Genomic DNA, 21,127 nt, shown 5'->3' on the forward strand with positions numbered 1-21,127 from the left:
TGTGCTGGAGATTAGATCGTACAGCTATCGATTCCACATCACCTTTATCTAACCTCCAGCTTAACCTTATTTTATGGCATTTTGCAGTTCTTTCAAGATCAGAAATAAACCTGTAGAGATCTTTTTTCTCAACTTTATCAAAATCGATCTGTATTTGTAAAGCAATAGACTTCAAGATCGAAATGTACTTTATAACCCGATGTTTACTCAATCCTTCAGAAAAGCAGTAGTTAACAAAATCAAAAATTAGTTTTTTTTGTTAATGTCAGAAATCGGCGCATTTTTTAATGACTTCAGGCGATCCTGAACATTCATATTGTCATAAAGGCCTATTCCCATCCAAAAGACTCCTTTGGAAATAGGCTTCGAACATAAATTAGTACAAAGCCCCGTGCGTGATTCGAACACGCGACCTAGTGATTACAAGTCACTCGCTCTACCGGGCTGAGCCAACGAGGCGCAATGAAGCTGATTGCAGACTTATCTAAATACAATACTCACAGATAAACTTTATGGCTGAATCTCTCTTCTGAAATCTCAAAATTTGTTGATATTAATGACCTCAGGTTTGCTTTTCATTATTTTGCAGCTCTGGCAGTGCATAAACCTTATGGCATTCTTTCTACATATCTGGCTTAAAATGTGGCAGGAAATGGCTAAATACGGGCGCAAGCTGGTAGAACACGGGCTTGTGGAATCAAACTTCGGGAATATCAGCGTCAGGGCAGGAGACAGAATGCTTATCACCCGGAGTGGGACTGCCCTTGATGAGATCACAGGCGATAATGTAGTTGAGGTGGACATTCGAGACACCTCGTCCCTGGATATAATTGCATCTTCCGAGACTGTGGTGCACAGGGAGATTTACAGGAAGACCTCAGCCCTTTCAATAATTCACGCTCACTGTCCTTATGCAGTGGTTGAATCCCTGCTTGCCGGCTCAGGTGAGGTAATTGTCCCTGTGGACAGCGAAGGTCAGTATTTCCTTGGAGACATCCCGGTTGTTGGGGGCGGAATAGGAAGCAGAGAACTTGCTGAAAACCTTTCAGATTCACTTTCAGGTCACAGAGGAGCTGTAGTATTCAGCCACGGAACTTTTGCAGTCGGAAGAACTCTTGGAGAGGCTTATATTGTTACCACGCAGCTTGAGCACTCCTGCAGAGTAAAGTACCTTTACGAGCTTGCAGCCGGACAAAAGTGAAATGGACAGTAATAATGGCCAGTAATATGAGATAAGTAAGTATTATCTATAGAATGAACTGATACACAAACAATACCAGCCTTAACTATAAATATCAAAAGACAGGTAATCAAAGAAATATTATAAATAAGTAGATTCTATTCCTTATAAGAAGCAAGCTAACCTGCCATTCTTTCAACCTGTGTTTTATATAACGATTATATAATAAAAGGAAGATTCCAAGTACCATGACATTTAATTCCCTGAGACCTGTTGCTACGAGAGTTATTGATCCTCTCGCAGATTTCTTCATAAAATATGAGGTCTCACCTGATACGGTTTCCATAGTTTCCCTTATCTGCGCCTTCTTTGCAGGGCTCAGTTTTTACCTTTCTCCTGGATATAAGGAGCTCGTCCTGCTCGCAGGCATCCTTGTTATATTTAATTCTCTTTTCGATGCCCTTGACGGGGTAATTGCACGCAAATCAAACCGAGCAACTCCGAGAGGGGATTTTCTCGACCATGTAATTGACCGCTATTCGGATATTTTTATCATCTGCAGCATCTTTTTTGCAGGTTATGTATCCTGGCAGATAGGAGTCACGGCAATTGTGGGAGTGCTTCTTACCAGTTACCTCGGGACTCAGGCTCAGGCACTTAATCTCGGAAGATATTACGGCGGAATTATGGGCAGGGCTGACCGTCTCGTAGTGATAATTATTGCAGCTTTTGCCAGCTCAGTTTACTCTGCTTCCATAGCAGGTTTTTCCATTCTGGGCTGGGCTGTCGTCCTTATTGCTGTAACCAGCCACATTACGGCAGTTCAGAGAATTTTCTATATCTGGAAAAGGCTGGACTGATACTTTTCAGCTTCTTTTGATTTGAGTATACACAGTTCTCCTGCCGATCCTGCTAAAAATTTTAAACCTTTTTATGCTTTAAAACCGCTTTCTGAAGCGGATAAGTTAATGTAAGACAAAACCCAATACTGGAATATGCCGTCTCAAAGAAAAAAGTACGAGTATCTGGAACATACCGCAGATATAAAGTTCCTGGCCTACGGAGATACCCTGGAAGAGGTATTTGAAAACGCAGCTCTAGCCATGTTTAATGTTATCATAGATACTTCAAAAGTCTCGGGAGAGACGGCAAGAGAAATTTCCCTCACATCGCCTGATCTGGAATCTCTACTTGTGGACTGGCTTTCCGAGCTTTTATATCTTTTTGAGGTGGATGAAGTTATCTTCTGGAAGTTTCAGGTAGAGGAAATCAAGGAAGAAGAAGGAGAATACTCTATAAAAGCTCTGGCATCAGGCGAACAGTATTATCCTGAAAGCCATCCCTTTGAAACTGAAATTAAAGCTGTCACATACAATCAGCTGGAGCTTGAGAAAACTACCGAAGGCTGGAAAGCTCAGGTTGTTGTTGATATTTAAGAATCAGGAATTTTTAGGATTTTTGAAGATTCTATACATCACTTTTATTTATGGCTGTTATATATGACTGTAGTGTCCGTCTTTTACACAGTCTCAAACACCGTTTTGTCATGTCCCACAGTAATTTGGAGATCACCAGGGAAACATAAGGTACATGAGTAATTCCAGAATTACATTAATATCAGGATTATAATTTCAAAATTCTATCCACATTATTAAAGGAGTAGGGAGCATCAATTATGGTAGAGAGTGAAGATACCTTTGCTGAGGAATCGTGTACGGAAAGTGTGCATAGAGATGCAAGAAGCATGGTCAGAAAACTTTCCGATAATGACTGGGAAATCCCTAAAGGGCACATCCCCAATATGAGGGTTCCAGGGCGCCTGTTTGTATCAGAAAACCTGCTTGAAAGCATTGAGCCTGAGACTATTGACCAGATCGCAAATGTGGCAACTCTTCCTGGCATTCAGAAATATTCCATGGCAATGCCTGATGCCCACCTCGGATACGGGTTTGCTATAGGGGGCGTTGCAGCTTTTGATACCGAAGAAGGGATTATCAGCCCTGGAGGGGTGGGCTTTGATATCAACTGTGGTGTGCGGCTTATCCGCACAAACCTTCAAAAAGAAGAAGTAGTCCCTTATATAAAGAATCTGACTGATGAGCTGTTTAACAATGTGCCTGCAGGCGTAGGTGCAAAAAGCCGATTCAGAGCCTCTGATAAAGAACTGGACAGTGCTTTTCTTGAAGGTGCAAAATGGGCTGTGGAAGCCGGATATGGTGTGGAGGCAGATGTGGAACACTGTGAAGGAAACGGCTTCCTGGAAGGAGCAGATACTTCTCATGTGAGCACAAAGGCGAGAAAGCGTGGAAAGCCCCAGTTAGGAACTCTCGGGAGCGGTAACCACTTCCTTGAAGTCCAGTATGTGGATGAGATCTATGACCAGAAGGTTGCATCGGCTTTCGAGCTTGAAGAAGGCCAGGTTACAGTAATGATACACTGCGGATCAAGGGGGGCAGGGCATCAGATCTGTACTGACCACCTGAAAGAGCTTTCCCAGGCTGTAAAGAAGTACGGGATTGAGATCCCTGATAAGCAGCTTGCCTGTGCTCCTGCTCAGTCAAAAGAAGCACAGAATTATTTCAAAGCCATGCTCTGTGCTGCAAACTACGCATGGGCAAACAGGCAGATGATAACTCACTGGACAAGAGAATCTTTTGAAAATGTCTTTGGCAGGGACGCTGATGACATGGGAATGAGCCTCCTTTATGATGTTGCCCATAATGTGGCAAAACTGGAAGAGCACAGCATTGACGGCATGAAAAAAGAGGTTTATGTGCACAGAAAAGGGGCAACAAGGGCATTTCCTCCAGGGCATCCGGAAGTTCCTTCCGCATACAGGGATGTAGGACAGCCGGTTTTAATCCCAGGCAGTATGGGAACTCCTTCTTTCATACTTTGCGGCGCAAAAGAAGCTATGGACATTTCTTTCGGTAGTGCCTGTCATGGAGCCGGGAGGGTCATGAGCAGAGCACATGCAAAGAAAGAATTCCACGGGCAGAGCGTAAAAGAGAACCTGGAAGCTCATGGAATCACTGTAAGGGCCACTCATCCGTCCGTAATTGCTGAAGAAGCTCCCGGAGTATACAAGCCCAGCAGTGAGGTGGTAAATGTTGTGCACGAACTTGGTATTGCCCGTAAGATTGCAAGAGTAATTCCGCTTGGAGTTGCAAAAGGTTAAATCCTGGAAATTTAACCTTCTTTTTTATTTTTTCTCAATTTCTTGAACGAGCTGGCTTTTCAGGAATTCTTTGAGTAAATATCATTCTCCTGAAATAAAATCTGGCTCTGTGAATTCTTCCACTCCATGTATGCCTGAGCTGTCCTCAGGTCCATGTTCCTCATAGAATCTGAAAACTATCATACTCGAATATGAAGAGGTTACAAAAGAAGTGCCGTTTTCTCGGAATATATTCGAAAAATATTCCACAAGGCTATGGATAACTTTTTCGTTTTTGAAATCATGGAAAATAGTTACTGATTCTTTTCCGGGTTCAAGGCAGATTTCTATGTTCTTTACCAGCTGGGTTGCCAGGTACATCTTCCTAAAATAATTAAGTAAATCAGGAAGTGACATCTCATTTATTGACTGTTTGCACAGGCGTTCCATGATCTTTGTCGGGTTCGGGACATCTCCCGCTGCAAAGGTTTCAAACTGGCTCCTGTGAAGGGTCACAAGATTGTACCTCTCAACATTGTATGTATACATTAGCTGTGTCCAGAATTCTGTATTGTCGTCAAGTTCTCTGCATACAATGTCAAGGTAACCAAAATGCTTTCGAATCCCTGGCATGGTTTCATTAGGAGAGACTGACAGGTTCTTTTTGAATGAAATCTGAGTTGAATTTGCACGCCTGAAAATATGTTCTACATCAAGCTGTTTCCATTTTGCCAGAAAATGGGCTATAAGCTGGGCAAAGAATTCTCTGCTGTTTACTGTGGCATTGGAGAGAAGTATAAGGGCAGATTCGGGGTCCTGTATGTCTTCACATTTTATTGAAGTCCTTATTGTCCACTGATTGTTTCTGAAAATCCTGTTCAGATACTCTTCCAGCTCTTTCATATTGTTGATTTCAAAAGGATTGATAAGCTCATTAACCAGTTCTTCATCTGTGAGCCTTCCTTTTGTATACCTGAAAAGCCATTCGAGCATTGTTTTATTGATTATTATATTTTCCCCGCTCTTAATCGTGTCACTCAGCTCTTCTTTTGCGGGGGTTTCTTTTAAAAATTTAATTGCCTCTTCAATACTTCTATGATACGTAAGTGCTGTATCTGCAATTTCAATTGTGTCCCTTACTGCAGCGCTAAGATTCCCATCATTGGCATCCAGAAAGAGCTGTAGTTTTTTAAGGTACTTGTCATCAAGGGATATGTTTTTTCTGATCAGCATATCTTCACCCAAGATTTTCTGGTTTTATGGTCTTTTATGCCCCGATCCATGGTCTTTACCCCTGATATCGATAGCTTTCTCTCTTTCTTTCTTCAAAGGTTAAAAAAGTTATTTTGCCAGATCCAATCTATAGTCAGTGCCTGAAAATCTTTCTCAGTAGTTTATATCTTGGTAAGTACTACCGAATATTAAATCTTTCTGTTTAGTGCCATTTTTTGAGAATTTTCATCAATTTATATTATTCTTTAGATAAGCCAATTAATTTGCAGCTTCAATATTATTCTCCTTTTTTAATTCTTATCAATTTTCTTTTCTCTGTAGTTTCTTTCATTACTTGATTGCCTGAAAAATGTAACATTTCCCTCTTAAGTACCAAAGCGGGAAAGTGGCAACTTATTTAAAACAGATAATATCGGTTCACAATTCTCTATTTATATATGTAAGACAGTGTACAGCTTGTAATTAAATAAATTACAACAGTTAATGGGGCTCAAATACCCTGAGTATCAGATTACTGACACGCACACTCACAGTTTGTCTGTCTTGTTGTCCTTTGTTTCAGAAGACATAATTAGCCCTTGACAAACAGTGAGCTGGGATGGATATGTATAGCTCCTGATCGAGTGGGGGTTCTAAAAAATGCTCGTTCAGATTCTTACAATATCCTTATCTGATACAGGGTATAGTTGTTTCCCCATAGAGCGAGTTGGGAGTGGATTCATCGTACCTGGCCGGCTCATTAATACTTCCTCGCCTGCCAGGTACTTTCCTTCCAGTCGTCAATCCGAGAAAATATTCTTTTCGTAAATTACTTTTTTAGTACCCTATTAATCAATTTTCTAATCCTGTAATTATTATAGTGCTTATTCGAAGAAAATCTTGATAAAAATCTTGATAATAAACAGGTTCACACTTTGTTAGGCTTATTTAAGAACCCATTTAAAAACAATTTCAGCAAACCGTGAATTAAACTAAAAAAGAAAAAGCAAAGAGAAAGCTCTCTTTGCTTTTACCTTGCGGTCTTTTTAACAAACACTTTGAACTTATGTCAGTTTGGTAACAGGGTGGTTTGCCAGATCTGCGATCTCGACGCCAAGTTCCTTTGCAGTTTCACCGAGCATAATGTCGACCATTGCAACAGCCGGGAAAATCTGGTTGACGTTCTCGATAGGACCGTAGAGCAGGTAGTCAGAGCCTGCAATCTGGGCTACAAGGTTGGTACCAATGTCTGCAGGCATGTAGATTGCCTTGGGGTCAGGCTGGGTTTTCTTGAATTTGCGGAGCCAGTCCCATGCAGAAGCCATGTTGTGGTATCCTCCGCCGATTGGCAGCCCGAATTTTCCTTTAAGTGTGGGTATCGAGCGGATTGTTGCGCCTGATCCTGCACCGAGAGGCATGGCTGCAACGTCGATAATGGGATACTTTATTCCACATTCCTTGGCAACCTGGAGCATACCTTTGGTCTGTCCGGAACCTCCGACTTCAAGGATATCGATTTTTCCTTTTACGGTCGGGTCGGTTGCGTTGAAGGCAAGAACAATTGCAGCTGATACGTCGCTTTCTGTGAGGATATCGATTTCTGACTGCTCAATACTTGCGTTGATTGAGTTGTGGATTGCCCTGTCTGCAACACCGATTTCGGTACAGTGCTTGGCTGCGGCTGCACGCACTTCTCCGGCTGAGGAGTCGATCAGGAAAGGTGTCCTGTCATCGATCTCAACGAACCAGTCAATGTAGCGATTAATTGATTCGGGAGTTTCTCCTACAATCTGGTTTACATAAGGGAGCCCTGTGGCATCGCTCAGGGATACCTGAGTGTTCCAGAGGGTTTCTGCAGCTGCCCTGTCGAAGATACCCTTGTCCTCATCAGTTACAATCTTGTGCCTTGCATAGAACATGGTACTGACTAATACGGTTGGGTGTTCACCCGGCTGTCCGCCGAACTTAACTCCGCCGATTTCGAAAACTTCCTGTTTCTTGTCAAACTTGAACATTTTGATCCCTCACTTACATGAACATTGATGATACCGAGACATAGATCAGGAAGAGCAGCAAGCCGATTACTCCGCCATATAATATTCCGATATCTCTTCCTACCTTCTTTCCGATTCTCTGTGCAACTTCACTGTTGACAAACTCTATCTTTTCATCGATCTTATCGAGCCTTTTCATTACTTCGTTAAATTCGCCTGGCTCTACAAACGCTGCTGGTGCTTTTCCTTCCATATTATTCACCTCTCAAGCTCATAGGCCGACAGCTAATGGGAGTACAACGACCATCAGCAGCGAAAAGATGAAACCTGCTGCAAAGCCGATTATTCCGGTAGCTGCTACTCCGGAGTCAAGCTTCTGGTTTCTCGCGATCAACTGTGCTCTATATCGAATGCTCTCAACAGTCGCATCAATTGCACCCATCTGAGGGGCAAGAACCATTGGGACGCCTTTATCATTTTCTTCTGCCATTCTCATTACCTCCCTAGCAGTAACATCCCAAGCAGGGATATGGTTATTGTCAACCCAATCATGGCGCCTTCAATCTTTCCTGCGTGAACTCCTGAGTGGAACTTGTTCAAGTTTCCTATGTCCATCATGCGGGCTTCAATTGCCTTCAACCTGCTCCGGATAACTGCGATTTCTCCTGAGACCGGTCTGACAACACCGCCTTCTTCTTCTTCTCCACCCTCTTCACTGATTTCCACAATCAATGGGTCTGCATCAAAGGCACCTGGGTCTTTTGAAGCGAGTTCTCTCACCTTGGATGTGATGGCACCCATATCTTCGGTATCAAGCAGATTGACAACCTGAACCTGTTCCTGGAAACGGGCAATTGCGGCTGCATTCAGGTTTTCCACATACGGAATTGCACCCAGTGCACCTGCAATTCTGTTATCTTTTACACCGTTTGCATGGAGGCTCATCATTGACTGTCCGGTTATGTGCCCCTTAACCTCAGAACCGGTTACAAGCAGATATCTGATGTTCGGGTTTGAGATAATGTGGGCAACGACCTTTTCAATACCAAGGTTTTCGGTCTTACAGGACCCGGTACAGGCTGCTCCTGCATCAAGGATTGGCTTTCCTGGAAGGTGTGAACCGCAGGTAATTACCAGTACGCAGTTCTTGACATCGCCTACTTCATATTCTCCTTTCAGGATAGGCCATCCTGGGGCTGGTTCTCTCTTGTTTACCATTTTACACCACCCCTCCCATCAGTCTTGCTATGTATATAACGAGGGCAAGCAGTCCGCTGAATGCAAGACCTACAACAACTCCGTAAAAGGAGTTTGAGTAAATTCCTGCCATATAGGAAGTATTCTCACGGCCTGGCCATGAATTAAGAAGCTGTTTGCTGGGCGAAAGGGAATTTAACAGGTCTTCAGCAATTGCATCCAGCTTGTCTATCCTCTCAAAGACAGGTTCCATGGAGTACTGAATCGAGTCTTTCCTTTCCTGTGTGACGGTCCCCGATTCCGTGTCCATGACTAAATTTATCTCGGGAGCTATGCGAACAATGCTCATTGCAATTCCTCCGCACTTGGCAGCAGACCGGTTCCAACCACTGCATATGCATCTCTCTTAATAAATGCATAGTACCTGTTGAAAGCAACATACCAGATTACGATTCCCACAAGCATGTTTATGCCGGCAGTCATCAGTCCTTCATGGAGTGAAGATGCAAAGCCTGTAATTATTAATGCAATGGCTCCTTTTTCAACAGCAAGAGTCAGGGTCCTGTCCTGTTTCTCATCAGGTCCCAGGCAGGCGTTGAAGGGGTGAAGAATGCCTATACCACCTATTATAAAGATCAGTGCAATGTATCCGTTTGCTACCACGTAATCGACAACTGAAGCAAAATCAAATGATCCTGCAATAACTACGCTCAGTCCAATAATTACAAGGGTACCTGCACATGAAATCTCTACCATTGCCTGTTCCATTATTGGAATACCCATTCCGATTACTTTGTTTGCAAGGGCACCAATAACGCCACCTATAATTGCTGCTACAACGACGGCTACTATTGGTCCTGCAATACCTCCTATGGAAAGCCCGAAAAGGGCTGCCAGAATACCCATACCAAGGGATAGCATACCAATTGATGGGACACCAGTACCAAGTCCATAACTTGCAACACGCCGGACAGCATCAGCACCCCAGACTGTTGCACAGATTGCCCCAATACCTCCGAAGAAGGAATATGCTGGAGGCATGAAGTGACCAAGGTAGATACCGACAAGACCGCCGACTATACCTAAAGCCATTATTGTTTGTGGAGGATACCCACCTTTAGCTCCTCCTCCTGATCCACCTACAGACATTTTAGATACCTCCGAGCTGTGCTATTGCAATTACTGCCACGATAGAGCACAGTATTGTTGCTACAAGGGAGGAAATTACCGCCTTCGGCCATTTCTTGAACTTCGGGTCATGGAAACCTTCGATGGTACCTCCTATGTTATAGGAAGGAATTACAGCGTTCACGAAGAAAATGCCTATTGCAAATATTGCTGCAACTGCTACAAGCATGCTTCCGGTGACCGAATTGGTAACTCCAGAACCCTGCAGACCTACGCTCATACCTACTTCAATGAGTGAGTAATAAACGAGGGATCCACCTAATCCTCCAAGACCTCCGCCTATGACTCCGCTCACAAAACTGACTGTTGGAAGCCCATGCCCTTCAGTACCCTGGGATACATACAGGTCCTGTCTGTACTTTGTGATAGGGTCAACTTTTACTTTCGCTGAAGAAGGAACAACACCTACACCATAAACATAGACCCAGGTACCGACAATCATGGTCACAGCGATCATGATCATTGCACCAACTGCACCTGAGGCAAGAATCAGCGGAAGGTTGTCTGTTACATTCATCATGAAGCCTGCACTCACAAGCCCTGTCAGACCTGCGCCTGCTGCCAGCTGCACGGTACCGGTACCGATACCAGTTGCCTGAGCCATAGCTGCAGGTGCACCGCCTACAGGCACGAAGTGAACACTCCAGGAAATCAGAACACCGCCGATTGTGATAAGGGCCATCCAGATGATATTTCCTAAGATAGCATCAATCATGCGGAAGCCTCCTCGGTCTTGTCTTCCTTGTAAGGTCCGAAATCGCTGCGGGCTTTTACTTCGATCTTCCAGTTCCAGATAATTAATATAAGGACAATTACGACACCTGCAATAACAGAGAACCATCCCATAGTCAGGCCTTTTGCAGGATCAAAAATAGTGGTTATCCAGCTTCCCAGGAATACAGTCATACCAAAAGCAAGACCTGTGACAGGTCCCCCGAACTTGGCACAGAACCAGGAGTTATCGAACCCATCCCTGAGGCCGGACTCGGCATATCTTACAATGTTTCCTGAGTTTGAGGCATTAAGCCCTGAACCGAATTCAAACTGCTGGAATTCACGCTCTGCACCGTAGTGGACGTCACCTGTTGACGATCCGATTGCACCTACTGTGATGCCCCAGATAAAAGCCAGCATAGTTAGCGGGAAGGGGTGTCCGAGCACAACGGTCATCAAATACGATACTACTAGAACACAGAAGGTTGTTATAAACGCATATCCCATAATTGCCGGGGTATGAGCTCTTATCATATCCAGATAAATCGGCTGCTTGAACCGACTCTGACTGGCACATCTGCCCATTGTGGCAGTTACCGCAAAAGTACCATGTACGCATGCTGCAATAAGGGAACCAAATACCAGTGCAAAGAGTGGGGATACGGTGAATTCAGCTATTAATACTGTTGCAATGGCTGCACCGATCGAACACATTAATGCGTTGGATGGTGGTTCTCCAGATATCGCTTTGTTAAATATCCTGTGGGGAAACATCATTTGGGGAGCTAACTGCACCTGAGAGTTAGGGTTACTCTGCGATCCTATATCTGATTCCAGGTCTTCTGAAGCACCTGCAATGGTCGCAGCCACTCCGATAAGTGCAAGCACTCCCATGCCTATGAGTGGTTCCATTCATTTTCCTCCTTTATATTATTACATGTAATAAACTGGATTCCAAAAAACGCTGTACATTTTTTAAAAGCGTCTGCCATATCATTACAAAGAAATATGATTATGACGCACGTTAATTTTTGGATTAGAGAGGATCATTCATAAACCTTTCGAAATAGGAACGCTTTTAAAATATTATTATAAGATTATATTTTATACAATCACTTTTATAAGATGTGCTGAACCGGTTAAAATAAACTAAATCCTATATTTATAAAAAAGAGTGAATTTTACTTCTTCCAATATCATATAAAGATTCCGATTATCTCGAATGAATTTTTTTATTTATTTTTAAAAATATATTAACTATTTTTATAATAATTATTTATGCTGATGTGGTTTTTATATTTCTAAATTTTATATAATCCAGAGCTCTTCAGGTTCTTTCTTTTTTTCTGGGACAAAAAGGATATTTTTTTCTATTTCAGGGGCTGTAATTATTTTTAATTGTTGTTCTTTTTGGTAAAAGTATATTCTTAATGATTGAACTATATATTTATCTCTTATCTATTTATAAATTCTTTTACAAAGAGGGGCAGATAACAATTTATTATATATAAATATGTTGGCTATTTTTCTCTATCTGCTCCATCTTAAAGCCTTCTGCCCCGGGTTGAATCCAAAGATCATATTTTTTTTCTCCAGTACTCAGGAGCTTTTTATAAAATTTTCATACTTTATTTTTATTTTTACAGCCTTCGATTTCCTGTCTGTTATGGGGTCACAAAAGAACTTTATATATGATATCCTTGCTTAGTACGTGATTTTCGGAGCTTCATCTTTTGCTGGTTCCCTTCAGGAACTGAAGGAAAACGTGGGGTCTGTAGAATTATATGTTCCTAAACTCGGAATTTACAATGGCCTCGTGCTTGAAAAGGAAAAACTTGAGCGTATTCTTGACGAAATGTCAACACATAATTTCGCAGGGACTGTGCATGCTCCCTACTCAGCGGCAGATCCAAAGTATCCTGAAGCCCTGCAGATAGATACTGCAAACATGGGAAAAAGAGAATTTTCTCTTCTTGAAGAATCCATGGCAATTGCAAACAGGATAGGATCTCATGTAGTAGTGCTCCACCCTGGAAGGATCGGCTCCGATAGGGAGAAGTCCTATGCTTCAATGGTCAGCAACCTCAAGTCCCTTGCGTCTCTGGCTGAGGATTACGGAGTTATGCTGGGGCTTGAAAACAAAGAAGGAACAGACCCCTCTAACTTTTGTTGCAAAGCAGAAGAACTTTCTCATACTATTGAAATTGTGAACTCAGCCAATCTCAAAGCTACTCTTGATATCGGGCATGCAAACCTCACCTGTGGGGGCAACCCTGAAAAACTCAGAAACTTTGTCCTGACCTTAAAAAAACATGTTATCCATATTCATCTGCACGATAACAGTGGGCAGTGGACAGAAAAATATGATGGGGACGAGCATATGGCACCGGGGAAAGGGTGTGTTGATTTTTCTGCCCTAAAAGTGCTTTCAGATTACAGAGGTATCTATAATCTGGAAGTCTTCTCTCTGGAAGATGTTCAGCTTGGAAAAGAAGTCGTTAAGAAAGCTCTGCATTCTTGAAGATTTAATTCAAAAAAAATAAATCAAGGCTGGGTTCGGTTAAGAACCTCAGTCTTAATTACTCAAATTTCAGTTAATTAAAGTCTACTTTAACTCCTTTCTGGCCAAGCACTTTCTTTAGCTCTTCGTAGGCTGTAAAAAGCTCTTTTCTCTGCCTTTCAGCTGTTTCAAGTTTTGGTTCGGCTTTGAGCCAGATATCCTGATCTCCTGTTCCTCTTGTAACCGCAACGCAGGCAAGCATATCTCCCTGGGTCAACCTGTATATGGAATCAAGTCCTGTAGGAGTTACCCACGCAGGAGATACGGTTTTAAGTTTTTCAATCAAATCGTCCCAGATGAGAGTTCCGGATGCCCGGAGGTTAAGCTGAAGGTGGGCACGTTCTCCTGTAACCTTTTCATCAAGTTTTTTAAGGAATGCGCTGTACTCCGGATCTTTCTCATTTATTTCTCGTGATTCGTAGCGGGCAAGCTCTTCTGCTTCATCTTCGAAAAAGGGTGCCAGGTTAACCTTGCTTGAGGGTTTTGTCATAAGGGAGACCCCGAAGAAAGCAACGGCACTCAGCCCCATTCCCACGATAACCCCGTGGCTCATCAGAATTGGATGAATGCTTTCCAGATAATTCGGTGCAAGAGGGGGAGTCTTAATAAGATCCAGAATTACGAGTGCTACCTGGACAACAAAACCGACCACCATCCCTGCAAAGGCTCCTTCCTTGGTTGCTCTCTTCCAGTACAGGCCTCCCATGAGGGGGAAGAAGTAAGAAGAGCTTGCAATGAATGTTGCGATATGAATAGCATCGATAATGTTGGGGATGACAAACGAGCCTGCTGTTGCAGCGAGCACTATAAACAGCACGCTGACTCTGTTTATCAGCATCATTTCTTTCATTGTAGCATCTGGCTTTATGTATCTCTGGTAAATGTCCCTTGAGATGCAGGAAGCGCCTGATGTTGAAAAAGTGTCCGTACAGGACATTGAGGCTGCTGCAAGCCCTATCGCACTGAAAGCTATAATCAGGGGAGCCGAGGCGAAACGTTCACTTACAAAAGCCAGTAATGCGGGCTCTGCCAGAGACATGCCTGCAGGAAAGCCCATCGGGGCAATTTCAGGGTATATTGAGCTAAGGGCTATTGCAATCACGGCGCAGGATCCAAAGACCACGGTAATCATGAGAGCGCCGATTATCATTCCAAAGCTGGCAGATTTTGCATCTCTCGCAGCCCAGACTTTCTGCCAGGGATCCTGTTCTGTAATCCACCCGGGAATTATAGCAAGGCAGAAAATCAGAACCATGGGAAGTCCAATTGATAAGGGATTCCACCAGTTCGCAGGCAGGCTTCCGAAGAGCTCTGAAGCACTTATCGCAGAAGTACCAAGACCTCCATCAGCAACTGTTCCTACTGCAGCAAAAGCCATTGCTATTGTAAAGATAGCAAGGAAAGTGAACTGGATAGTATCTGTCCAGATAACTGCATACAGCCCTCCAAGGGTTACGTAAAGGGAAACTGCAATTGCAACAATCGCTGCAGCATAGAAAGGATCAAGGCCGTAAAAAACCTGCAGAACAAGGGAAAGCCCTGTAATATCAGCTACTGAAAATAGAATCATTACAACAGTAATTATAATGGCAATTGGCCATCTAACTGCACTGCCATAGCGCTGTTCAAGCAGTTCAGGCTGGGTAATTGCAGGCAGATGTTTGATTTTTCCCACAAGCACCGCAATAACAAGCAGAGCGATGATGTTAGGCGCTACAAAAGCCCATACAGAGCCCATTCCCTGAAGCATGAAATACCCTACAACCGCAAGAATTCCGCCTGCTGTCAGCCAGGAAGCTGCAGCTGAAAATCCCAGGGCGCCGGGTCCTATCCGTCTTCCAGCAAGCCAGAAGTCTGTAACTGATTTCTGTCTGTTATTAAAATACCAGCCAATAGCCACAAGCGAGGCTATATAGACTGCAAGCATTATAAGAAAAATACTGTAACCATCCATAAGGACACCTTTATAAGAATCAAGTAATTTATGTGAGCATTATCCATTTTTTAGAAGTTTTCCTGAAAATATCAACATTATTCTGGATGACTTTGTTTTTATATATTCTCATCTTACTAATTATGAATAAGTAAATTTTACTTCAATTCTACTATCTATTTGTTCTCAGAGTGCTTCAAGAACTCCTTTTTGCAAATGGATTCAAGTTAACTTGAGTTTAACTCATTTTTAGTTTCCTGATTTTTGCAGGCTTTGAGAACATGTTGAAATACAGAATTGTTTATGCTGACCGCAGGTTTCTGAGTATAGGAACAGGAATCGCAATAATTGATGCTTCCAATGTGGCAGAAGCAGGAGACACAGTATATGTCTTTCTGAGGCCTGAAAACATAGCTTTAAGTAAAACTTCCGCACAATCCAGCATCAGAAACTCTCTGTATGGCAGGGTCACAGAAGTAGGGATACCTGGAGTTCCTGTGCGGGTAAAGGTTGATTGCGGAATCATTCTGAATGTCCTTATAACCTGGCAGAAGAGATGAAGATTTCTCTGGGTATCCAGGTCTATTCTCAAGTTCTGTTCATGTTCTCCGTTAAGAAGGTGAAAGTTTATGAAAGCGAAAACAAAGCTCTGGTTTACCGAAGATGGAAAAACGGTAATGGGCGCTGGTAGAGCTGAGTTGTTGAAAACAATTGACGAAGAACGCTCCCTCCGGAAAGCCTGCCAGAAACTCGGAATCTCTTACAAGCATGCCTGGATGATGCTTAAGAAAATGAATGAAGCTCTCGGCGAGCCTGCGGTAGTTACTGTGCGCGGGGGAAAGGAACAGGGCACTTTCCTGACCGATCTCGGAAGAAAACTGCTGGTTGAGTATGAAACGAACAAAAAATTGATTAATGAAGCCTTGGGGGACGAAACCTCCTGGGAAAATGTAAGTTTCAAGCTTTCTGCCCGAAACAAGCTTCCAGGAAAAGTGATTGAAGTTGAAAAAAGCGGGCTTGTCTCGAAAATCACTATTGAGATTGAACCTTCAGTCCTGACCTCCGTAGTTACGGAAGAAGCAGTTGAAAAACTGGACATAAAGCCCGGAGACCGTGTTTATGCAGTCATAAAATCCACTGAAGTAATGGTTGCAAAAGCTGCAGGTGAAACAGCGTCTGCAAAAGCCGGTTCGAAAAAGTCTGGTCTCTCAGACTGAACATTTTTTTAGATCCTGTATATTTTTGAAATCTTTAATTCAAGATCTGTAATTAAAAAGGGTTGAGTGCCTGTAAAAATTATATTTACAGACACATTTCTTTCGGGTTGTTCAGTTATACAGTTTTCCCGTTTATTCCTGCATCTGTTTCTTCTTCCTCATCACAACGAAACATGCTGCCAGGATCATTGCAACACCTGCTCCAATTTCGTATCCTGGAAGCGATTCTTTTGCTTCCAGAACTTCGGTGTTGATTTTAACAGTATCTGAAACCTGATCATGCCCTTCCGAATCTTCATAGAGAATCTCGCTGCTCAGGGAGTATGGCTTTGGCGTTGCAGTCTCGTCCACATCCATGTCAAAAACAGCAACAGCTTCTTCACCCGGGTTCAAAGTCCCAAGGTAAGCCTGGTCGTCAGTCGTACTGAATGGGTCAGCTGCACTTAATCTCACAGTTGCATCCTTTGCTGGTTCTTCTCCGGTATTCTTGTATGTAACGCGGAGCATTCCTCCTTCATCAGGGTAAAGGTCGCCTGTTACATTCGTAACTTCAAAGTAAGGTTCTTCTTTGACTTTTATGTATATGGTTTGAGTCTGAGTCTTGTTTTCGTACCAGATGCCTACATCCTTGTTTGTCACAATGCCTGTAGTAGGGTCGTATTCGTCCCCTCCCAGCTGAACATTGTTCTGGTACTGATATGCAAGTTTAAGGGTAAGAGGATATGTTCCTGCAGAAGCGTTTTTATTTATTTCTATGGTGAACTTTGTAGGGCTTGAGCTCTGTTTTCCCTGTTTGAGGGTACCTGCCTGCTGGGCTCCTGATTTGACCTTGATATTTGGGTCATCTGACGTAAGGGTTGCAAGAATTCCTACTGCGGTTGTAACCTGTGATTCATACTGCATTTCTGTCTGCTGGAGCACCAGATCAACAGCTTCCCCAAATTCCACGTCTTTATCAGCCTCAAATCCTGTAATTGTGCCTTTATTCATCATTTCAATATTGAGGGTTACAGTATCTCCTCTGGAATATTCATTGTCTCCTATGAGTGTCGCATTGATGTCAGGGCTTCCATAGACATTATAATAGTTCTCACTGATGTCAAAATTTTTTGGGAAAGCAGCCTGCACTGGCAGGACTGCAGAGAAGAGGATCAGAAGGGTTGTGACCGTAGCAAGTAATCCATTTTTATTCATTTTCATCACCTGATGCATTTTCATCGCCTGGTGTTTTTTCATCGCTTGATACATTTTCATCGCTTGATGCATTTTCTTCATTCCTGGTTCTTTTCCGGTGCATATTCACGATCTGGTAAAGGGCGATAACGATAATCAGTATAATTGCTATTCCTGTTGTGCTGAATTTTTTCTCTGTAGCTTCAAGAGGTATGTTCACTTTCATGCTTTCAGAAAACGATGTCTCTCCGTCTTCATCAACGTATTTTATTTCACTGTTAATTCCGTAGTTTTTTACAAGTGCGTCCTTGTCTGCCGAAATTTCAAAACTTGCAGTTTTCTCTTCTCCGGGGCCTATGTCCCCAAGCCTTACTATGGATTTCTCAGTGCTCAGGGGGCTCATGACTATTATCCGGGCTAAAGCGTCTTCTGCTACTTCTTCTCTTGTGTTTTTATAGGTAACATTGATGAGCCTGCTTTCTCCCTGTACAAGGCTTCCTGAGACATTGCTTACTTCAAATTCAGGTCCGCTTTTTACGGAAACGGGGATTCTGAGAGTTTCGTTCTTTGTCTCATATACTCTTGCAAATTCCACACCCGTAACCCCGAGATTTATTGCATCCGAAGTTACGGTTTTGACATTAGCCTGGTACTGGTAACTTACAGGCAGGAGGAGCTCATAATCCCCGGCAGGTGTATCGCTGTTTATTTTGATGGTGTAACTCAGGGTTGACGTATGGCCTGTTTCAAGTTCTTCTACACTCTGAGGGTTAGATGTGGACTCGACTTCAATGTATTTTGTTTCCGATTGAAGAGTAGCTTCAATATCTTTTGCAGTTGTAACCCCCTCTTCTTCTTCCATCTCTGCCATTGCAACTGTTTCTTCAGTGGAGTCGTTTATTAGTCTCTGGTTTGCATTCAGCCTCTGAAAACCATCTATTACTCCGGTGTTTGCGATTTTTATCTTCAGATCTACTGTTTCTCCCCTTGTTAACTCGGGATCTCCTGTCACTGAAGCCTTTATAACCGGCTCTCCGTAACTCCTGTAATAGTCTACAGTAGAGCCCTGATCCAGAATAATGAAGTTCGTTTCATCATCGTCCCCGAGGGCTGGAAGTGCAGTCACTGATACAATTAATAGAATTAATGCAAATGTAGTAACTTTCTTAATCATTTTTTGCCTTAATTTCCCGGGCACTCGTATCATATCTCGGCCCCCTGAATTTGTTTTTTTATTTCTGTCTGTTTTTCTGCTGCCTTATCCCCTTTTATTTTATCGCGCCAGGTATCAAGCAAGACCATCAGCGGTGGGAAGACAACAAAGCTTGCAAGGAGTGCCAGCACAATATCAATTACCGTAACCGTACCAAAGTCGGATATCATCGGGAAAGGAGAAGCCAGCAATGCCATGAACCCGAATACTGTTGTAGCCCCTGAAGCAACGATTGCACTTCCTATTTTGGAACTGGTCATACTGATTGCTTCCATAGGGGTCATCCCTTTACCTTTTTCTTCAAAGTAACGTTCCATCATGAGGATGGCATACTCTGACCCAACTCCCAGAATCAGAGCTCCAAGAGTTGCTGTTAAAGGAGTGTATTCGATGTTGAGCAAGCTCATTACTCCTCCTGACCAGCCGATAACTATAACCATTGGGATCACAGGGACGAGGGCTTTCACCCAGTCTCTGTAAACAATGTAGAGCCCAATGAGCACGAGTACAAGGCCGAGGAAAGTCATTGCCACTCTCCCACTGGTAAGGGCAGTAATCACTTCTGTAAATACAACATTGTTTCCTGTGATCGTAACTGCTGTCCCTGGAGGGGCTGGCATCCACTGCATATCCTGCTCAACAATATCTGTTAGTTCCTGGATACCGGTTACTTTGATATCTGCAACCGCGTTTCCTATATTAAAGTTAAGAAGGAGCATATTTTTTCCGTACATGTAGCGGTCTTTTTGAGTTTCAGGGATCTCTGAATAAATATCTTCTATCTCCTGGCGGGTATCAGGAATTACTCCATCGTTATATTCCTTTACTAGATCTACCATGCTTGAAGCACTGTAAATATGGCTATTGGATGCTACTTCGTGTTCGGAAAACTGATCCATCCATTTCAGGACATCCGGATTTGCAGTATCCTCAACCTTGATGATAAGGTTCAGTTCATCATTTCCGCCCATGATGTCCCCCATATGCCTGAGATCCACAAGGGCAGGCATATCCTGAGGCACAAAAGTCTGGACATCAGTTTGAATAGGTACTGACTGATCGAGGTAGAGACCTCCAAAAGCGAGTAAACATGCAATTCCCAGCACGATAACATCGTATTTGATTGTCAGATTGGTAGTTTTCTGGAGAGCTCTTCCTATCAGACGGTCGCTTTCACTCTCTCCCTCAGTTTTTTTCTTTTTTTCCGGATTCAAAGGCTTAATCTTTTTTGCTATTTTCCTCAGGGGATTCCTGCCTGAATAGCTGTCAAATATTGAAAGCGTTACAACCCCTACAAATATTGAAGCAAAGTAACACATGATAATGCCTATCAGGAGCAGTTTCCCAAAATCCTGAATCATGGGTACTGAGGATGTAAAAAGCGAGAAAAATCCAAGTGCTGTCATTGCCAGAGCTATAAGGACAGCAGGGCCTGTGTGTTTTATGGTTTCTACTACTGCTCTTGTTTTATTCCCTTTATCCACCATTTCTTCTTCAAGTCTGTTATGAAACTGAATCGCATAGTCAATCCCTACGCCTATGAGGATTGGGAATGCAGACATAGTAACCATCGACATAGAAATTCCGACGTAACCCATAGCTCCAAAAGTGTAAACAATGCCAAGAAGAACCACAGGCAGAGGAAGAATACACCAGCGGACATGTTTGAATACAATGAGCAGTACAATAAGCATGAAAATGGCGGAAAGCCCTAAAAGAACTCCCATGCTGGAATTCATCTCGTAATTCATGGAGATGCTGAACGCCGGGTCACCTGTGACAATGATATTGTAAGAAGGTGGGAAATCCGCAAACGTGACTGCATCTTCGGTGGCGGTAAGGATATCTTGCTGTGCTGTGTCGCTGGCTGAACCTGCCATGACTACAGAAATCAGCATATGTGTATTATCAGGAATAATCTGGCTGAAAATGTCAGGATTTCCATCTATTATAGCTTTAATTTCTTCATCGGTTTCTGGAAGTTCATACCTTCCTGTCATCTGGTAGTTGATCTTTTTGATAAGGGAGGCGGGACTTGTAGTCTCGAGTACTCCATTTGTTGCTCCTACCTGATGTTCAAGCCTGTCTACAGCCTTCATCAGGTCAGCATTCCTCACATCATTGCCCTCTACCATTACCACGATGGATTGTGTCTGGAAAATACTCTGATAAAGGTGATCATAGTCCTGGTAGAGAGGAGAGTCTTTCCCGACAAAGGTCTCCGTCCCTGATTTCATCTCTATTAGCTGTGCTCCCTGTGTTGATATAATTATGAACAGGAAAGCTATCAGGAGTACGGAAAAACGGTTATTTTGAACAAAAAACCCAAGTTTTTCAAAAAATTCTTTAATAGTTGATTCCTCTCTGAGTTTTTAGTATGAAGTGCAAT

At 43.0% G+C, this 21,127-nt stretch carries 20 protein-coding genes and 1 tRNA gene; 7 read left to right on the top strand and 14 right to left on the bottom strand.

The window, feature by feature from the left end; all coding sequences use genetic code 11:
• Positions 1-385 precede the first annotated feature (385 nt).
• A tRNA-Thr gene (locus tag PLL47_RS01995) sits at positions 386-459 on the bottom strand.
• A 181-nt stretch (positions 460-640) separates the two neighbouring features.
• Between PLL47_RS01995 and PLL47_RS02000 the strand changes: the two genes are divergently transcribed.
• From PLL47_RS02000 to PLL47_RS02015, 4 genes are all read left to right on the top strand, one after another.
• On the top strand, positions 641-1,201 hold the full coding sequence (locus PLL47_RS02000) for an aldolase (protein WP_324444227.1): 561 nt from the start codon (positions 641-643) through the stop codon (positions 1,199-1,201).
• 227 nt (positions 1,202-1,428) lie between these two features.
• The gene (locus PLL47_RS02005; RefSeq protein ID WP_324444229.1) at positions 1,429-2,040 is read left to right on the top strand and encodes a CDP-alcohol phosphatidyltransferase family protein; all 612 of its coding nucleotides are present in this window, start codon (positions 1,429-1,431) and stop codon (positions 2,038-2,040) included.
• Between the two features lie 135 nt (positions 2,041-2,175).
• Complete coding sequence (locus tag PLL47_RS02010; protein ID WP_324444231.1) at positions 2,176-2,616, top strand: archease; 441 nt, start codon at positions 2,176-2,178, stop codon at positions 2,614-2,616.
• 239 nt (positions 2,617-2,855) lie between these two features.
• The gene (locus PLL47_RS02015; protein WP_324444233.1) at positions 2,856-4,358 is read left to right on the top strand and encodes an RtcB family protein; all 1,503 of its coding nucleotides are present in this window, start codon (positions 2,856-2,858) and stop codon (positions 4,356-4,358) included.
• Between the two features lie 81 nt (positions 4,359-4,439).
• Here the strand turns inward: PLL47_RS02015 and PLL47_RS02020 are convergent, their stop codons facing one another.
• The 9 genes from PLL47_RS02020 to mtrE all read right to left on the bottom strand — a co-directional run bounded on the left by PLL47_RS02020 (position 4,440) and on the right by mtrE (position 11,554).
• Positions 4,440-5,570 carry a hypothetical protein gene (locus PLL47_RS02020; protein ID WP_324444235.1) on the bottom strand — a complete coding sequence of 377 codons (1,131 nt, stop codon included), beginning with the start codon at positions 5,568-5,570 and terminating at the stop codon, positions 4,440-4,442.
• A 1,043-nt stretch (positions 5,571-6,613) separates the two neighbouring features.
• Positions 6,614-7,564: a tetrahydromethanopterin S-methyltransferase subunit H gene (gene mtrH, locus PLL47_RS02025; RefSeq protein ID WP_324444237.1), complete on the bottom strand. Its 951-nt coding sequence runs from the start codon at positions 7,562-7,564 to the stop codon at positions 6,614-6,616.
• Between the two features lie 13 nt (positions 7,565-7,577).
• Positions 7,578-7,796 carry a tetrahydromethanopterin S-methyltransferase subunit MtrG gene (gene mtrG, locus PLL47_RS02030; protein WP_324444239.1) on the bottom strand — a complete coding sequence of 73 codons (219 nt, stop codon included), beginning with the start codon at positions 7,794-7,796 and terminating at the stop codon, positions 7,578-7,580.
• 18 nt (positions 7,797-7,814) lie between these two features.
• Complete coding sequence (locus PLL47_RS02035) at positions 7,815-8,039, bottom strand: tetrahydromethanopterin S-methyltransferase subunit F (RefSeq protein WP_324444241.1); 225 nt, start codon at positions 8,037-8,039, stop codon at positions 7,815-7,817.
• Positions 8,039-8,761, bottom strand: coding sequence for a tetrahydromethanopterin S-methyltransferase subunit A (gene mtrA / locus PLL47_RS02040; protein ID WP_324444243.1), 723 nt, complete (start codon positions 8,759-8,761; stop codon positions 8,039-8,041). Before mtrA ends, PLL47_RS02035 begins: the two co-directional genes overlap by 1 nt.
• A gap of 1 nt (position 8,762) precedes the next feature.
• On the bottom strand, positions 8,763-9,089 hold the full coding sequence (locus tag PLL47_RS02045; RefSeq protein WP_324444245.1) for a tetrahydromethanopterin S-methyltransferase subunit B: 327 nt from the start codon (positions 9,087-9,089) through the stop codon (positions 8,763-8,765).
• A complete protein-coding gene (gene mtrC / locus PLL47_RS02050) occupies positions 9,086-9,889 on the bottom strand; it encodes a tetrahydromethanopterin S-methyltransferase subunit MtrC (RefSeq protein WP_324444247.1) in 804 nt (267 codons plus the stop codon). The genes PLL47_RS02045 and mtrC overlap by 4 nt, the downstream gene beginning before the upstream one ends.
• 1 nt (position 9,890) lies before the next feature.
• The gene (mtrD, locus tag PLL47_RS02055) at positions 9,891-10,643 is read right to left on the bottom strand and encodes a tetrahydromethanopterin S-methyltransferase subunit D (RefSeq protein ID WP_324444249.1); all 753 of its coding nucleotides are present in this window, start codon (positions 10,641-10,643) and stop codon (positions 9,891-9,893) included.
• A complete protein-coding gene (gene mtrE / locus PLL47_RS02060; protein ID WP_324444251.1) occupies positions 10,640-11,554 on the bottom strand; it encodes a tetrahydromethanopterin S-methyltransferase subunit E in 915 nt (304 codons plus the stop codon). Before mtrE ends, mtrD begins: the two co-directional genes overlap by 4 nt.
• Before the next feature lie 799 nt (positions 11,555-12,353).
• On the opposite strand from mtrE, the gene PLL47_RS02065 reads away from it, so the two are divergent.
• Positions 12,354-13,163: a sugar phosphate isomerase/epimerase family protein gene (locus tag PLL47_RS02065; protein ID WP_324444253.1), complete on the top strand. Its 810-nt coding sequence runs from the start codon at positions 12,354-12,356 to the stop codon at positions 13,161-13,163.
• Between the two features lie 73 nt (positions 13,164-13,236).
• On the opposite strand, the gene PLL47_RS02070 is transcribed toward PLL47_RS02065, so the two are convergent.
• Positions 13,237-15,156, bottom strand: coding sequence for a sodium:solute symporter family protein (locus PLL47_RS02070; protein WP_324444255.1), 1,920 nt, complete (start codon positions 15,154-15,156; stop codon positions 13,237-13,239).
• Between the two features lie 260 nt (positions 15,157-15,416).
• Between PLL47_RS02070 and PLL47_RS02075 the strand changes: the two genes are divergently transcribed.
• Positions 15,417-15,695, top strand: coding sequence for a hypothetical protein (locus PLL47_RS02075; protein WP_324444257.1), 279 nt, complete (start codon positions 15,417-15,419; stop codon positions 15,693-15,695).
• 69 nt (positions 15,696-15,764) lie between these two features.
• Entirely contained in the window at positions 15,765-16,352 is a 588-nt protein-coding gene (locus tag PLL47_RS02080; protein WP_324444259.1) for a TOBE domain-containing protein, read from the top strand.
• 132 nt (positions 16,353-16,484) lie between these two features.
• On the opposite strand, the gene PLL47_RS02085 is transcribed toward PLL47_RS02080, so the two are convergent.
• The 3 genes from PLL47_RS02085 to PLL47_RS02095 are packed head-to-tail and all read right to left on the bottom strand — an operon-like array spanning position 16,485 to position 21,089.
• Entirely contained in the window at positions 16,485-17,546 is a 1,062-nt protein-coding gene (locus tag PLL47_RS02085) for a COG1361 S-layer family protein (protein WP_324444261.1), read from the bottom strand.
• On the bottom strand, positions 17,539-18,732 hold the full coding sequence (locus PLL47_RS02090) for a COG1361 S-layer family protein (RefSeq protein ID WP_324444262.1): 1,194 nt from the start codon (positions 18,730-18,732) through the stop codon (positions 17,539-17,541). The genes PLL47_RS02085 and PLL47_RS02090 overlap by 8 nt, the downstream gene beginning before the upstream one ends.
• Complete coding sequence (locus PLL47_RS02095; protein ID WP_324444419.1) at positions 18,729-21,089, bottom strand: hydrophobe/amphiphile efflux-3 (HAE3) family transporter; 2,361 nt, start codon at positions 21,087-21,089, stop codon at positions 18,729-18,731. The genes PLL47_RS02090 and PLL47_RS02095 overlap by 4 nt, the downstream gene beginning before the upstream one ends.
• Positions 21,090-21,127: the final 38 nt, after the last annotated feature.

The organism is Methanosarcina sp. (assembly GCF_035390745.1).
GTDB lineage: Archaea > Halobacteriota > Methanosarcinia > Methanosarcinales > Methanosarcinaceae > Methanosarcina.